Raw genomic sequence first — 14492 nt, 5'->3', positions numbered from 1 at the left:
TCCCCCAAATGGGGGCTTCCCCGATCAGCCGATCAGCGCGGTCCGGTTGCGCTTTTCAACAAGCCGACCAGATCGGCCTGTCGGCGCGTGCCGGTCTTGGCGAGGATGCGCTTCAGCGTCGTGCGGGCGGTTGCTTCGGTCACGCCGAGGCGCAGAGCCGCATCCCGCGGCGGGTGCCCGCCCGCGATGACGGCTGCCAGCCGGGCTTCAGCCGGTGTCAGGTCGAACAAGCCGGCGATCAGGCCGGCATCCGGCGCTGCGCCTGCCGCGACCGGCGTCGCGACGACGATAGCCCCGGCAAAGGAAAAGACATCGCGCGCCCGGCCGCGCACCGGCGCGACATGCACCACCATCGGGCTCTCGCCGCGACTGGACGGGATCGGCAACGACCGCACGAGCTGAGGCAGATCCGATCGCGAGAAGCCGGCGATCACCGCCGCCAGCATCTCGTCGGCCGGAGCATGGGCCAAGGTCAGCCTGGCCGTGCGATCGAGGAACACGCCCGGCATCAGGTCCTGGAACAGGGTATTGGCGTCGAGCAGATGGCCGCGCAGACTGAGAACCGCAGCCGGCAGTCCCATCAGCTCGAGGGCCTGTGAGGCGGCACGGGCACGCTCCATCGCCAACCGGCGCCCGAGCAGCCCGGCCCGGGCGAAATGCGGCCGCAGCCGGTCGAGCGCGGCAATGGCCTGACCATCGACGCTGCCCTCGGCGAAGGTCCGCTCGCAATGGACGATCGTCGTGTCGCCGGTGGGGGCGCTGATCACCGTCGCCACTCCCGAGCCGTATCCAGCCGGGATCAGATGTTCCTGATAGACGGGCTCCCGGGCGATCTCGTCATGGGTAAAGACGTCCTCGTCGGTGATGAAACCGTGGCGGCCATGCACGAGCAAGCGCTGCGCCCGCTCGTTGACCGGAAACGGAATGCGGCGCAGCACCTCTTCGTAATTCTCGCAGAACTCCGGCGACGAAGCGAGAAGGCGCACCTCGTCATGCAGCACGGTCCCGAGCAGGGCCTCGCGGCAATGGGCGATCCGCGCGGTATCGCGCAGCACCGCCGGCCAGCTTTCAGGCACGATCGCGGCTTCATAGATGCCGTCGATCAACGCATTCTCGAACTCGTCGCCTGCCACGTCCATCCCTCGCCCAGGGGGGACTACTTTAGCGCGAGCGATGCGAAATTGTCTCCTCTAAATGGAGGAGACAACATGTCTTCGGCACGCGTCGGACGGAGCGTCAGCCCTCAGGCAGGCCGAGCATCAGGCGGATGTTCTGCACCGCCGCCCCCGAAGCGCCCTTGCCGAGATTATCGAGCCGCGCGACCAGCACCGCCTGGCCGAGATCGTCCTGCCCGAACACCGTGAGCTCCAGCTTGTTGGTGTCGTTCAGCGCCTCCGGTTCGATCTTGCCGCTCTTGCCGTCCTGCGGGAGGACGCTGACATAGGTCGAGCCGGCATAGCGCTCCGCCAGCGCATGGTGGAGATCGGCGACGCCCGGCCGCCCCGGCAACGTGTCGAGATGCAACGGCACGGAGACCAGCATGCCCTGCCGGAAATTGCCGACGGAGGGCACGAAGATCGGCCGCCGGGTCAGGCGGGCATAGGCCTGCAACTCGGGCAGGTGCTTATGGCGGAGCCCAAGACCGTAGAGCTCGAAGGCCGGCGCGACGCCGGTCTCGAAATCCTCGATCATCGACTTGCCGCCGCCGGAATAGCCGGAGACGGCGTTGACGGTGACCGGATGGTCCTGCACCATCAGGCCGGCATCGACGAGCGGGCGCAGCAGGGCGATGGCGCCGGTCGGGTAGCAGCCGGGATTGGCGACCCGGTCCGCCCTGGCGATCTTCTCGGCATGGCCGGGCTCCAGCTCGGCGAAGCCATAGACCCAGCCGGGCGCGACACGATGGGCCGTCGCGGCATCGACGATCTTGGGCGCGTCGGAGCCGAGCTGATCGGCCAGAGCGACCGATTCCTTCGCGGCATCGTCCGGCAGGCAGAGCACGACGAGATCGACGCTCGCCATCATATCCTTGCGGGCGGCGGGGTCCTTGCGCTTGTCGGGATCAATGCTCCTGACCGCGACCTCCGGCACCACGGCCAGACGCTCGCGGATGCCGAGACCGGTCGTGCCGGCTTCGCCGTCGATGAAGATGGTTTTCAGGTTCTGGCTCATCGGGCACCCCGGTGGCTGGCAGGCAAGTTGGCTAAAGGCATAAAAAAACCGCGCTCTGTGGCGCGGTCGCGGGCGTTCGGACGTCAGCCGAGCGTCATCGCGGGCGCGCCGGAGCGGCCTGGACAGGGCGACGTCGGATGAAGCTCGTCATCATGGCACCGTATATGTTCGCAAGGCGCGCGACTGTCAATCTCGCGCAGTCGCGCCCTTCGCCTGAAACCTGCCCGCCGGCTCGTAGCGCCCCTCCAGCCGGTTAGCGTGCCGGTGCAGCAGGCGCCAGCCGCCCTCCTCGAACCGGAAAACGTGGGTGACGCGATTGGTCCAGCGCGTGGGTGCGGCGCCCGGCGTCAGCGCGACCTCGAAGATCTCGATATCGGTGACGAGGGCGACCGGATCTCCGACCACTGTGGTGACGTTCTCATGCGAAACGGTGCCGCCCTTGAACTGCTCCGCAGCCCAGTCCCAGCGTCGGGAGACAGCCTCCCAGCCCTTCTCATAGCCGCCCCAGCCATAGAAGCTCGTGGCCTCCTCGCTATGCGAATAGAGTGCCTTGATCGCCCGCACATCGCCATTGGCGACATCGGCCAAGGCCCGGCGCAGAGCGGCCAATGCCGCGGGAAAGCTTTCGGCTGATGCTGCGCTTGTTCCTGTCATCGCAAGCCCTCTCTTATCCAGGGACAAAGCCCAAAAACGGAATCGGACAAAAGGCTTGAAGACAAGCCTTCGCAGATTGATTCCGCCGTCTCACGAATCGATTCAACCGCTCCGTTTCAGCGCCAATGCCTGAATGTAATGCTGGACGATGGTCGAGGCCGCGATCGCGGTGATGTCGGCATGATCGTAGGGCGGCGAGACCTCGACCACGTCCATGCCGCGGATATCGAGATCGCGGAGCGCCCAGAGGATGCGCAACGCCTGATCCGCGGTAAAGCCGCCCGAGACCGGCGTGCCGGTCCCGGGCGCGAAGGCTGGGTCGAGGGCATCGATATCGAAGGTCAGGTAGGCCGCGCCCTTCCCGACCCGCTCGCGGATGCGCCGGGCCGTTCCGGCCACGCCAAGCTCCTGCGCCTCATAGGCATCGAGGATGGCGATGCCGCAATCGCGCGGCGCCACGGTGCGGATGCCGATCTGGATCGAGCGCTCGACATCGATCAGCCCCTCGCGGACCGCCTCCAGCACGAAGCTGCCATGGCCGATGCCGCCGGGGCCGTCGTCCCAGGTATCCTGATGGGCGTCGAACTGGATCAGCGCCAATTTGCCGTGACGGGCGACATTGGCCCGCAAGAGCGGCAAGGTGATGAAATGATCGCCGCCGAGCGTGACGAGATGGGCGCCCGAGGCAAGGATGCCGGCAGCTTCCGCTTGAATCGCGCGGGAGTATCCCTGGAGATCGCCGCGCGGCAGCGCGCAGTCGCCGTAATCGACGGCGGAGAGCCGGGCGAAGGGATCGATGCCCGAAGGGTATTGCGGATCGCCGTCGAAAATCGCGCTGGCACGGCGGATCGCCTGCGGGCCGAAGCGCGTGCCGGGCCGGTTGGTCACCGAGAGATCGAAGGGCACGCCCCAGATGACGAGATCGGCGCCCGTGACGTCCTTGCCGTATGGGCGGCGCATGAAGGAGAGCGCGCCGGCATAGGTTGGGTCGGCGGCACCGCCGCGCCTGTCGCCGGTGAAGGCGTGGTCGATCGGCGGCTTGTCGGTGGCTTCGGTCATGATCGCCTCAGGGCGTCAGCGACGCGCGTTGAACCAGACATAGAGGCACCAGGGCAGGATCAGCGCCAGCGCGGTCAGGACGAGCCTTAGCATCGTCCAGGCGTTCGGATTGTTGAGCGCACGGCCATCGAGGTCCGGCACGCCATGGATCAGGCCGAGCGCCACCGCCGGAGCCAAAAAGACGACCAGCGCCCGAGCAATGCGCGACCCGCGCGGGAGCTCCTCCCGCGCCAGCATCAACAGGGCCGGCACGGCGATCATGCCGAAGGCGATCAGGACGAGGAGGACGCGCATAGGGTTCCGGGCAGAGTGTCGGTTGCGAGCACTATATGTCGTTTCCCACCCGCGCCGTCATCCCGGGCGACCGGAGGGAGATCCGGGATCCATGCCGGAACCTTTACCGGAAGCGTTCCAGCATGGATCCCGGATCGGCGCCGCTCCGCGGCTTGTCCGGGATGACAGCGCGGTTGGGGGCAAGAGGATTGGAAGCTACCGCCCGCCGCCCACCTTCAGGACGATGCCGGTGGTGTAGCTCGACGCGCCGGATAGCAGGAACAGCACCGCCTCGGCGATCTCGTCAGCGGTCGCGGCGCGCTTCAGCGGGATCATCGGCGCGATCCGCGCGACGCGGCCGGCCTCGCCGGTCGAAAGCGCGTGGATCTCGGTCTCGGTGATGCCTGGCGCCACGGCGTTCACGCGGATGCCGTGCGCTGCCAGCTCCTTGGCGAGGCCGATGGTGAGGGAATCGACCGCCCCTTTCGAGGCCGCATACCAGACATACTCGCCGGGCGAACCCAGCTCCGCCGCGACGGAGGAGATGTTGACGATCGCCCTGCCTTGCACCCGATCGTTGGCGATGAGCGCACGAGCCGCCTCACGCGCGACGAGGATCGCGCCGGTGACGTTGACGTCGATGCATTCGCGGATGACCGCGATATCCGCCTCGGCAAGCGGACCCGATTTGCCGGTGATGCCGGCATTGTTGACGACATGGGTGAGTGGCCCCAGCGCCGCCTTCGTCTCGGCGAAGACGCGAATGATGTCGGTCGCGTTCGCCATGTCGCCCTGGAGCGCCACCGCCTTCGCGCCCGCCGCCTCGCAGGCCGCGACGACCTTGGCGGCAGCCTTGGCGTTGCTCTGGTAGTTCACCACGACGTCATAGCCGCGCCCGGCCGCCATGATGCAGGTCGCCGCGCCGATGCCACGGCTGCCGCCAGTGACGAGAAGAACGGGGCGGGTCATGGCGGGCTCCTGCTGATCGGGCGTGACAGGACCAGCCAATACGAAAAGGGCGGCTCTTGCGAGCCGCCCTTCCGCATACCGGTAATCCCGGAAACGATCAGCGCTTCGAGAACTGGAAGCTGCGGCGGGCCTTGGCCTTACCGAACTTCTTACGCTCGACGACACGCGAGTCGCGGGTCAGGAAGCCTTCCTTCTTGAGCGGGCCGCGAAGCTCCGGCTCGTAGAAGGTCAGCGCCTTGGAGATGCCATGGCGCACCGCGCCGGCCTGGCCGGAGAGGCCGCCGCCCTTGACCGAGACGACGACGTCGTACTGGGTCACGCGGTCGACGAGCTGCAGCGGCTGCTTGAGCACGAGGCGCAGCACCGGGCGAGCGAAGTAGACCTCCTGGTCGCGGCCGTTCACGGTGACCTTGCCGGAGCCCGGCTTGATCCAGACGCGAGCGATCGCGTTCTTGCGCTTGCCGGTGGCATAGGCGCGGCCCTGCGCATCGACCTTCTTGACGTGGACGGGAGCAGCGGGCTGCTCAGGCTTGGCGACGTCGCCGAGCTGGGCGAGAGACTGAAGAACTTCGGCCACGGTCAGACCCTCTTGTTCTTGCTGTTGAGCGCGGCGACGTCGAGCGCCTCCGGCGACTGGGCAGCGTGCGGATGCTCCGCGCCCTTGTAGACGCGCAGGTTGCCGAGGATCTGGCGGAAGAGCGGGCCGCGCGGCAGCATGCGCTCGACGGCCTTCTCGACGACGCGCTCAGGGAAGCGGCCTTCCAGGATGAACTTGGCCGAACGCTCCTTGATGCCGCCCGGGAAGCCAGTGTGGTGATAATACACCTTCTGGTCACGCTTGCGGCCGGTCAGGGAGACCTTATCGGCGTTGATGACGATGACATTGTCGCCGCAGTCGACGTGGGGGGTGTAGGCGGCCTTGTGCTTGCCGCGCAGACGCATCGCCACAACGGAGGCGAGACGGCCGACGACGAGCCCGGAGGCGTCGATCACAACCCACTTCTTTTCGACATCGGCGGGCTTGAGCGAGACGGTGGTCTTCATCGCGGTACCCCTTCGGTTGCGTAAAAAAGGACAAGCCGCCGGAGAGCCCGGCGGCGGTGTGGCGTCGGGATAGGGGCAAGGAAGCCGGCTGTCAAGCATTCCTGAAAACGCAAAACCCGAAAAAATGCAATTTTCTCATAGCGATGAGCAGAGAGGTATCTGGATACCGCTTATCTCTCTTGCGCCGCGCGATCCCCTGCCCCAGCATCCCGGCGCAGGAGGATACGCCATGACACAAAAACGCATCGCCTTCATCGCCGCCTGCCTGCTTCTGGGTGCCCCGCCCGCCTTCGCCGAGGTCAACGTGATCAGCTCGGGCGGCTTCACCGCCGCCTACAAGGAGCTCGTCCCGGCCTGCGAGGTAAAGATCGGCCAGAAGGTCACGAGCGCCTACGGCGCCTCGATGGGCGCCGCACCGGATGCGATTCCCAACCGCCTCGCGCGCGGCGAGCCGGCCGATGTCGTGATCCTGGCCGGCGATGCCTTCGACAAGCTGGTCAAGGACGGCAAGGGCATGGCCGGCACCCGCACCGACCTCGCGCGCTCGGCGATCGGGCTTTCGGTCAAGGCCGGCGCACCGAAGCCCGACATCTCCACGGTCGAGGCGCTGAAGAAGACGCTGATGGAAGCCAAGTCGATCGCCTATTCGGCGAGCGCCAGCGGCACCTATCTCTCCGAGGAGCTCTTTCCCAAGCTCGATCCGAGCGGCCAGGTCATGGCGAAGTCGAAGAAAATCTTGAGCGAGCGCGTCGGCACCATCGTGGCGCGTGGCGAGGCCGAGCTCGGCTTCCAGCAGGTCAGCGAGCTCATCCCGATCGAAGGGCTTGATTTCGTCGGCACGCTGCCCGAGGAGGTCCAGCGCGTGACGGTGTTCTCGGCCGGGCTTGCGGCCGGCGCCAAGGAGACCGAAGCCGCGAAGGCGCTGATCGCTTGCCTCGGCGGTACGGATGCGGCGGAAACCATCCGCAAGACCGGGCTCGATCCTATTCCGGCGAAGAAGTAGCGGCTCCGGCCGTCTCAGCCGCGGTCAGCGCACGGGGATCGAATAGGTCCCCGTCGCATGGCAGACCATCTCCGGCTCGCCTTGAGAATAGAGGCAGACCTCGCCAACAGCGAGCCGCTTGCCGAGCTTGAGCAGCTTCGCCTCGCCGATCAGCGCCGTCTGGCCGGGCTTGCGCAGGAAATTGAAGTTGAGGCTCGTCGTGACCGCCAGGCCGACCGGCCCGATCTGGGCGAGGATCGCCGCATAGAGCGCGAGATCGGCCAGCGCCATCATCGTCGGCCCGGAGATGGTGCCGCCCGGGCGCAGGTGCTTCTCGTGGTAGTCGCAGCGCATCCGGGCCGTCATCGGCCCGACCTCCTCGATGAAATAGGTGCGCCCGCCATGGTGGAGCTGGGGAAAGACCTCGTCGAGATAGGCATCGATCTCGGAGGCGCTCATGCGGGTCGTCATGCGGAAAACCACAGGCTGGAACGGGGCTTATGCCCTTGCAGCATGCTCGGCCGGCTCCGACAATAGGCGGAATTGCGGAAGGGAAGCGCCAAGGGGAGCACGATGAACGCCCATCACAAGCCGGAGGCTGCGCCCGTGCTGCTGCGCGAGGATGCGCAGGGCATCGCGACGCTGACGCTGAACCGTCCCCAAGTGCGCAACCCGCTGAGCGAGGCGATGCTGGCGGCATTGAGCGAGACCTTGGCCGCGATCGCGGCCGATCGCACGGTCAAGGTCGTCATCCTCACGGCGGCCGGGCCGGTGTTCAGCGCCGGGCACGACCTCAAGGAGATGACCGCCCATCGCGCCGATGCCGACCGGGGCCGGGCCTATTTCACGGACATTCTCGGGCGCTGCTCGGCCATGATGCAGCAGATCACCGCGCTGCCCCAGCCGGTGATCGCGGCCGTCGAGGGCACGGCGACGGCCGCCGGCTGCCAGCTCGTCGCGAGCTGCGATCTTGCGGTCGCGGGCGAAGGCGCCCGCTTCTGCACGCCGGGCGTCCATATCGGGCTGTTCTGCTCGACGCCGATGGTCGCGCTCTCGCGCAACCTCTCCGCCAAGCACGCGCTGGAAATGCTGCTGCTCGGCGAGATGGTGCCGGCGGCGGAAGCGGCCCGAATGGGCCTCGTCAATCGCGTCGTGCCGGCGGGCGATGCGCTGGCGGAGGCGCGGCGGCTCGCCGCGATCATTGCCTCGAAATCGCCGGCGACGGTCAAGATCGGCAAGCGCGCCTTCTACGAGCAGCGCGAAATGGGGCTGAAGGCGGCCTATGACCATGCCTCTGCGGTGATGGTCGAGAACATGCTCGCGCGCGACGCCGAGGAAGGCATCGGCGCCTTCGTGGAAAAGCGCGCGCCGGTGTGGGAGGGATGATGGTCGTCATGCCCGGGCTTGACCCGGGCATCTCGTAAACCAGAAATCTCCATCGAAGAGATTCTCGGGTCTGCGCTTCGCTTCGCCCGAGAATGACGCAGAGTGTCCCCATGACCCACGACGCCTATCCCGACAGCCTGATCCGCGAGATCCTGAAATCCGTGAAGCGGATCGCGCTGGTCGGCGCCTCCGCCAATGAGGCGCGGCCGAGCTGGATCGTGACCAAGTACCTGATCGACCGCGGCTATGACGTCATCCCCGTCAATCCCGGCCTCGCCGGCCAGACGATCCTCGGCAAAACGGTCTATGCCGCGCTCAGGGACATTCCCGGCCCGATCGACATGGTCGAGATCTTCCGCAATTCGGAAGCGGCTGGCCCGATCACCGACGAGGCGCTGGCGCTCGATCCCCTGCCCAAGGTGATCTGGATGCAGTTGTCGGTGCGCAATGACGAGGCCGCGGCGCGGGCCGAGGCGAAGGGCGTCACCGTCATCATGAACCGCTGCCCGAAGATCGAATACGGCCGCCTCTCCGGCGAGATCGGCTGGCAGGGCATCAATTCGCGCATCCTCTCGGCCAAGAAGCCGGTGCTCGCCGGCAAGGGCTTCCAGAAGCTGACGATCCACCGGCCGGGGACCTGACGCGGCCGGCCGCCTGCGAATTGACGCCTTGCGAACCGTTCGTTAAATCGAACGATCCGTTTTCGACGTCAGATTGTCAGGGAGCAGCCATGACCGACCGCGCACCGGGTTTCAGCACACTCGCCATCCATGCCGGAGCGGCACCCGACGCGGCGACGGGCGCACGCGCCACGCCGATCTACCAGACGACCTCTTTCGTCTTCGACGATGTCGACCACGCCGCCTCGCTGTTCGGGCTGCAGGCCTTCGGCAATATCTATACCCGCATCGGCAACCCGACGAACGCGGTGCTGGAGGAGCGCGTCGCGGCGCTGGAGGGCGGCACGGCCGCGCTCGCCGTCGCCTCCGGCCATGCGGCCGAGTTCCTGTGCTTCCATGCGCTGCTGCAGCCGGGCGACGAGTTCGTCGCGGCGCGCAAGCTCTATGGCGGCTCGATCAACCAGTTCAACCATTCCTACAAGAGCTTCGGCTGGAACGTGATCTGGGCCGATCCGGACGATGTCGAGGGCTTCGCCGCCGCCGTGACGCCGAAGACCAAGGCGATCTTCATCGAGTCCATCGCCAATCCCGGCGGCGTCATCGTCGACATCGCCGCGATCAGCGCCATCGCCAGGAAGCACAACATCCCGCTCATCGTCGACAACACGATGGCCTCGCCCTATCTGCTGCGCCCGTTCGAGCACGGCGCCGACATCGTCGTGCATTCGGCGACGAAGTTCCTCGGCGGCCATGGCAATTCGATCGGCGGCCTGATCGTCGACGGCGGCTCGTTCAACTGGGTCGGCGACGACCGCTACCCGATGCTCTCCAAGCCGCGGCCGGAATATAACGGCATGGTGCTGGGCGAGACCTTCGGCAATTTCGCCTTCGCCATCGCGACCCGCGTGCTGGGCCTGCGCGATCTCGGCCCGGCTCTGTCGCCCTTCAACGCCTTCATGTTGCTGACCGGTATCGAAACCCTGCCGCTGCGCATGCAGCGCCATTGCGAGAGCACGCAGAAGGTCGCCGAGCATCTCCAGAAGCATCCCGCCGTCGAGTGGGTGAGCTATCCCGGCCTGCCCGGCGACAAGTATCAGGAGCTGGCCAAGCGTTATGCGCCGAAGGGCGCCGGCGCGGTCTTCACCTTCGGGCTCAAGGGCGGATATGATGCCGGCGTCAAGCTGGTCTCCAACCTCAAGCTGTTCTCGCATCTCGCCAATATCGGCGATACGCGCTCGCTGGTGATCCACCCGGCCTCGACCACGCATCGCCAGCTGACCGACGAGCAGAAGATCGCGTCGGGCGCCGGGCCGCAGGTGGTGCGCCTGTCGATCGGCCTCGAGGATGTCGAGGACCTGGTCGCTGATCTCGATCAGGCGCTGGCATAGGCTAGTGCGTCATTCTCGGGCTTGACCCGAGAATCTCGTGACGATGGAGGCGCCGGGAACGGCGCCTTTTTCTTGGGGAGATGCTCGGGTCAAGCCCGAGCATGACGCTCCCTAGTGGCGCGCCGCCTGCTCGCTGCGGGTGACATGCACCACGCCCATCGCCAGCACGGCGAAGCCGAGCGCCTGATGAGCGAGCCCGGCCCAGAGCGGCACCACCAGCAATAGCGTCACGATACCGAGCGCCGATTGCGCCAGGACCAGCCCGGCGATGGCGGTCGAGCGCTTGGCGCTGCCCGAGCCCGGCGCCGTGCGGCGCAGCCTCAGCACGTTCCACAGGGCAACTGCGAGGAGGATGTAGGCACCGAGGCGGTGGTTGAACTGCACCAAGGCGACATTGTCGACGAAGTTCTCCCAGAACGGCGTCTGGGCGAAGAGCTGCGAGCCCGGCGGCACGAGCGCGCCGTCCATCAAGGGCCAGGTGTTGAAGGTGAAGCCGGCCTTCGAGCCGGCGACGAGCCCGCCGAGCGCGACCTGCACGAAGAGCAGCAGCAGGAGCAGCCACGCAGTCGCCCTGCCCCGCGCCGGCTCGACCCGGCGCAGTGGCGTCAGCGCCGTCGCGAAGGCCACGACAGAGGCGAAGAATAGGCCGGCGAAGGTCAGATGCAGCGTCAGCTTCACCGGCGCGACGGCAACCATGCCGGGCTGCAAGCCCGACGCGACCATGATCCAGCCGATCGCGCCTTGCAGGCCGAGCAGCAGGCCCATGCCGAACAGCGTTGCGACCTGCCGGACCGCCAGCAGGCGGCGCAAAGCGACGACGAGGAAACCGGCGAGATAGATCAGCCCGATGAAGCGGCCGAGTTGGCGATGGCCCCATTCCCACCAGTAGATGAACTGGAACTCGCCAAGGCTCATGCCCTCGTTGAGGAGCTGGTATTGCGGGCTCGCGCGGTACTTGCCGAATTCCTCGGCCCAGGCATCCGCCGAGAGCGGCGGCAAGGCGCCGGTGATCGGCTTCCATTCGGTGATCGAGAGACCGGAGCCGGTGAGCCTTGTCGCGCCGCCGACCACGACCATCAGAAAGACCAGCCCGGCCACGATCCAGAGCCAGCGGCGGATGCCGGCATGATCGGCCTTGGCGTCGGCGCGTGTCTGGTCGAGGGCGAGGGTCACGGGCGGGCTTTCGGTCGCAGGCGGGAATATTCAGAAGCGCATCGCTTCACAAGCGCGCTCGCCGGTGACATAGACCCCTCGCTCCGGCGCGACAACGCCCGCATTGCCGCAGTGACCATGAGAGCCCGATGAAACAACGCAACCGCAAGCTGATCGGGACCGTGCTGATCCTCGTCTTCGTCTGCGTCTACGCGCTCGTCGCGATGGCTCTGGCGCAAGGGCGGATCACCGAGGCCTCGAAGCCGGTTCAGACCATCGCCTATATCGCGCTCGGCCTCGCCTGGGTGCTGCCTCTGCTGCCGCTGATCAAGTGGATGGAGCGCAAGGACGAGGCCTGACGCTCGTCAGGCGACGTCGATTTTGCGCCCCCTGCTCCGCAGCCAAAACGGCAACCCCGACAGCAGCGCCCGCAGAGCCGCCTCGTTCTGGTGGAGGCCGTTCAGCGAGACGCGCGGCAGGGCGTGGAGATGGGCCGCGTGCTCGGGAAAGAGATGGCACGGTCGCGTCGTGACCGCGCTTTCGAAACCCGCCTCCGCGACAAGCGCGAAATCGCGTGGCCCGGCCGAGCCGGGATCGCCGACCGGGTAGGCGAAATGGCGGATCGGGATCCCCAATTCCGCCTCGAGGCGCTGCTTGCTGCCCGCGATCTCGCGGCGCGCGACATCCGCGTCGTGCTTCGCCAACATCGGATGCGTCAGGGTATGGGCGCCGATGGTCACGCCCGGCGCACCTGAGAGCGCCCGCAGCGTCTCCCAGGGCAGGCATTCACGCTCGACGAGGGCGACGGGGTCGATGCCAGCCTCGGCCGCGAGAGTGTAAATCGCCGAGAGCAGAATCGCTTCCGGACCGCGGCGTAGGCGCCAGTAGAGCCTGGCGAAGGCGCGGCTCTTCTCGACATCGCTTTCGGTGCGGGCGGTGAAGCGACCATCCGGCAAGGCGAGATCGAGGCGCGGCAGGGCGCGGATCGCCTCCTCCAGCTCCAGCCACCAGAGCCGCGCCGTCCGGTCGGCGAAGCCGGGCGTCACGTACAGCGTCCAGGGCGCCTCATGCTTCGCCAGCACGGGCCAGGCCTCTTCGACATTGTCGCGATAGCCGTCGTCGAAGGTCAGCGCGACGAAGAAGCGGCCGGGCTTGGGATTGCGCAGCCGCGCCAACGCCTCCTGCAGCGAGACGATGTCGTAGCCCTCGGCCCGGACCAGGCGCAGCGCGCGATCGAGGAAATCCGGGGTGATGTCGAGCAACGCATTCGGCGCGAAGCCACGCGGCTCCGTCGCTCGGACATGGTGCAGGGTCAGGATCACGCCCTGCCCTTGCGCGAAGCTGCGGCTCCAGCGGTCGGCGCCGGTCGCCGCCATCATCCGGAATGCGGCCGCGATGGCCCTGTGACGCCCGTTCATCGCCGCCAAATGCAACCGTCCTCTTGCAAACCGCCCGGTAACGCTGTCGCGCGATCGCGCGGCCGGGCCGGCACAATGTGGCCGATCCGTTCACAATGACGGGTTAAGGAAGCGCCATCAGTCCCTGCTCGCACGGGCGAAAGAAACATGCCCACCGCCACCGCCTCTCCGCTGGCCACGCTCGACGAGATCCCGACCGGCCGCGCTCCGTCGCGCCCCTGGGCCTCGATCGCGATCGAGACCGATATCGCTGGCCTCGCCGAGACATGGCGCGCCTTCGAAGCGACGGCGCTGGCGACGCCCTATCAGAGCTATGACTGGATCAGGCCGTTCGTCGAAACGATCGGCACGGCCCACGACATGGCGTTGCGCTATGCATTGGTGCGCGATGCCGACGGCAAACTCTGCGCGCTCCTGCCACTCACCATCACCGGGCGCAGCGGCTTCCGTTTCGCCGAATTCATCGGCGGCAAGCACGCCAACTATCATATGGGGCTCTACGCGCCGGCCTTCGCGGCGCAGCTCGATGCCCGCCTGACGACGCAGCTGCTGACCGAGATCGGCACAGCCATCGGCGGGCTCGATGCGCTGGCCTTCGTCAACCAGCCTGTCACATGGCAAGGTGTCAGCAATCCCGCGGCGCTGCTGGCCGCCGGGCCGAGCCCGAGCCGCGCCTACAAGCTCGCCCTGATCGCCGGTGACGGCGACGCGACGCTGAAGCGCTCGATGAGCAGCCACGCACGCAAGAAGCTCAAGAACAAGCATAGCCGCTTCCGGGATTTCGGGCCCTCGACTCTGACGCGTGCCACGACACCGGGCGAGGTCACGCGCATCATCGACGCGTTCCTGTCGCAGAAGGCGGAGCGCTTCCGCGCCATGGGCGTGCCCGATCCTTTCGCCGAGCCGGCGATGCGCGCATTCCTGGAACAGGGGGCCATGAGCGATGGGTCGATGCATCCGGCGATCGAGCTCTATGCGCTCGATCTCGGTGGCCAGGCGATCGCGACCTATGTCGGCGCGATCCAGGGCGAGCGCTTCTCAGGCATGGCGACCTCGTTCGACATGGCGAGCGAGACCGTCAAGACGAGCCCCGGCGAGTTGCTGCTGGCCGAATTGATCCGCCTGAAGGCGAGAGAGGGCGTCGCGGTCTTCGATCTCGGCGTCGGCGAGGCCCGTTACAAAACCACCTTCTGCGACGACCATGACGATCTCGTCGACAGCTTCCTGCCGCTGACCTTCAAGGGAGGCTTCTTCGCGCGGATCGCCCGCGCCAAGCGCGAGCTGAAGCGGCAGATCAAGCGCTCGCCGGTCGCGTTGAAAATCGCTCATCGCGCATCGGGCCTGCTTCGGGGCAAGCGCTCCGAAGAGGAGTAAA

General features: G+C 67.0%; 17 protein-coding genes. 6 read left to right on the top strand and 11 right to left on the bottom strand.

Annotated elements, in window-relative coordinates; all coding sequences use genetic code 11:
* Positions 1–32: 32 nt before the first annotated feature.
* From AC07NY_RS17335 to rplM, 8 genes are all read right to left on the bottom strand, one after another.
* Positions 33–1133: a helix-turn-helix transcriptional regulator gene (locus tag AC07NY_RS17335; RefSeq protein ID WP_492283706.1), complete on the bottom strand. Its 1101-nt coding sequence runs from the start codon at positions 1131–1133 to the stop codon at positions 33–35.
* 103 nt (positions 1134–1236) lie between these two features.
* Positions 1237–2172 (bottom strand): N-acetyl-gamma-glutamyl-phosphate reductase, encoded by a 936-nt coding sequence (gene argC / locus AC07NY_RS17330; RefSeq protein ID WP_494584872.1) that lies wholly within the window; start codon positions 2170–2172, stop codon positions 1237–1239.
* Positions 2173–2358: 186 nt separating this feature from the next.
* Entirely contained in the window at positions 2359–2826 is a 468-nt protein-coding gene (locus AC07NY_RS17325; RefSeq protein WP_492283708.1) for a YybH family protein, read from the bottom strand.
* A 102-nt stretch (positions 2827–2928) separates the two neighbouring features.
* Entirely contained in the window at positions 2929–3885 is a 957-nt protein-coding gene (gene speB, locus AC07NY_RS17320) for an agmatinase (RefSeq protein WP_494584871.1), read from the bottom strand.
* Positions 3886–3900: 15 nt separating this feature from the next.
* Positions 3901–4179 (bottom strand): hypothetical protein, encoded by a 279-nt coding sequence (locus tag AC07NY_RS17315; protein WP_494584870.1) that lies wholly within the window; start codon positions 4177–4179, stop codon positions 3901–3903.
* 195 nt (positions 4180–4374) lie between these two features.
* Positions 4375–5127: an SDR family oxidoreductase gene (locus AC07NY_RS17310; RefSeq protein WP_494584869.1), complete on the bottom strand. Its 753-nt coding sequence runs from the start codon at positions 5125–5127 to the stop codon at positions 4375–4377.
* 97 nt (positions 5128–5224) lie between these two features.
* On the bottom strand, positions 5225–5704 hold the full coding sequence (gene rpsI, locus AC07NY_RS17305; protein WP_199090930.1) for a 30S ribosomal protein S9: 480 nt from the start codon (positions 5702–5704) through the stop codon (positions 5225–5227).
* Positions 5705–5706: 2 nt separating this feature from the next.
* Complete coding sequence (gene rplM, locus AC07NY_RS17300) at positions 5707–6171, bottom strand: 50S ribosomal protein L13 (RefSeq protein WP_257731664.1); 465 nt, start codon at positions 6169–6171, stop codon at positions 5707–5709.
* 229 nt (positions 6172–6400) lie between these two features.
* Here rplM and AC07NY_RS17295 point away from each other — a divergent pair, with 229 nt between their 5' ends.
* Positions 6401–7174 carry a substrate-binding domain-containing protein gene (locus AC07NY_RS17295; RefSeq protein WP_492283712.1) on the top strand — a complete coding sequence of 258 codons (774 nt, stop codon included), beginning with the start codon at positions 6401–6403 and terminating at the stop codon, positions 7172–7174.
* Between the two features lie 24 nt (positions 7175–7198).
* Here AC07NY_RS17295 and AC07NY_RS17290 read toward each other — a convergent pair whose 3' ends face one another.
* Entirely contained in the window at positions 7199–7612 is a 414-nt protein-coding gene (locus AC07NY_RS17290) for a PaaI family thioesterase (RefSeq protein WP_494584868.1), read from the bottom strand.
* Between the two features lie 114 nt (positions 7613–7726).
* Between AC07NY_RS17290 and AC07NY_RS17285 the strand changes: the two genes are divergently transcribed.
* The 3 genes from AC07NY_RS17285 (at position 7727) to AC07NY_RS17275 (ending at position 10547) form a co-directional block, all read left to right on the top strand.
* Positions 7727–8539 (top strand): enoyl-CoA hydratase, encoded by an 813-nt coding sequence (locus tag AC07NY_RS17285; protein ID WP_494584867.1) that lies wholly within the window; start codon positions 7727–7729, stop codon positions 8537–8539.
* Between the two features lie 92 nt (positions 8540–8631).
* Positions 8632–9180, top strand: a complete 549-nt coding sequence (locus AC07NY_RS17280; RefSeq protein WP_494584866.1) for a CoA-binding protein — start codon at positions 8632–8634, stop codon at positions 9178–9180.
* 89 nt (positions 9181–9269) lie between these two features.
* Positions 9270–10547 (top strand): O-acetylhomoserine aminocarboxypropyltransferase, encoded by a 1278-nt coding sequence (locus tag AC07NY_RS17275; RefSeq protein WP_494584865.1) that lies wholly within the window; start codon positions 9270–9272, stop codon positions 10545–10547.
* Positions 10548–10658: 111 nt separating this feature from the next.
* Here the strand turns inward: AC07NY_RS17275 and AC07NY_RS17270 are convergent, their stop codons facing one another.
* A complete protein-coding gene (locus tag AC07NY_RS17270; protein ID WP_494584864.1) occupies positions 10659–11720 on the bottom strand; it encodes a COX15/CtaA family protein in 1062 nt (353 codons plus the stop codon).
* 128 nt (positions 11721–11848) lie between these two features.
* On the opposite strand from AC07NY_RS17270, the gene AC07NY_RS17265 reads away from it, so the two are divergent.
* Positions 11849–12058 carry a DUF2842 domain-containing protein gene (locus AC07NY_RS17265; protein ID WP_336813364.1) on the top strand — a complete coding sequence of 70 codons (210 nt, stop codon included), beginning with the start codon at positions 11849–11851 and terminating at the stop codon, positions 12056–12058.
* Positions 12059–12064: 6 nt separating this feature from the next.
* On the opposite strand, the gene AC07NY_RS17260 is transcribed toward AC07NY_RS17265, so the two are convergent.
* Positions 12065–13126: a polysaccharide deacetylase family protein gene (locus AC07NY_RS17260; protein WP_494584863.1), complete on the bottom strand. Its 1062-nt coding sequence runs from the start codon at positions 13124–13126 to the stop codon at positions 12065–12067.
* Positions 13127–13264: 138 nt separating this feature from the next.
* On the opposite strand from AC07NY_RS17260, the gene AC07NY_RS17255 reads away from it, so the two are divergent.
* Entirely contained in the window at positions 13265–14491 is a 1227-nt protein-coding gene (locus AC07NY_RS17255) for a GNAT family N-acetyltransferase (protein WP_494584862.1), read from the top strand.
* Position 14492 lies beyond the last annotated feature (1 nt).

The organism is Allobosea sp. GW821-FHT09G06, from assembly GCF_059416005.1.
This window is presented reverse-complemented; position numbering and strand designations above follow the sequence as displayed.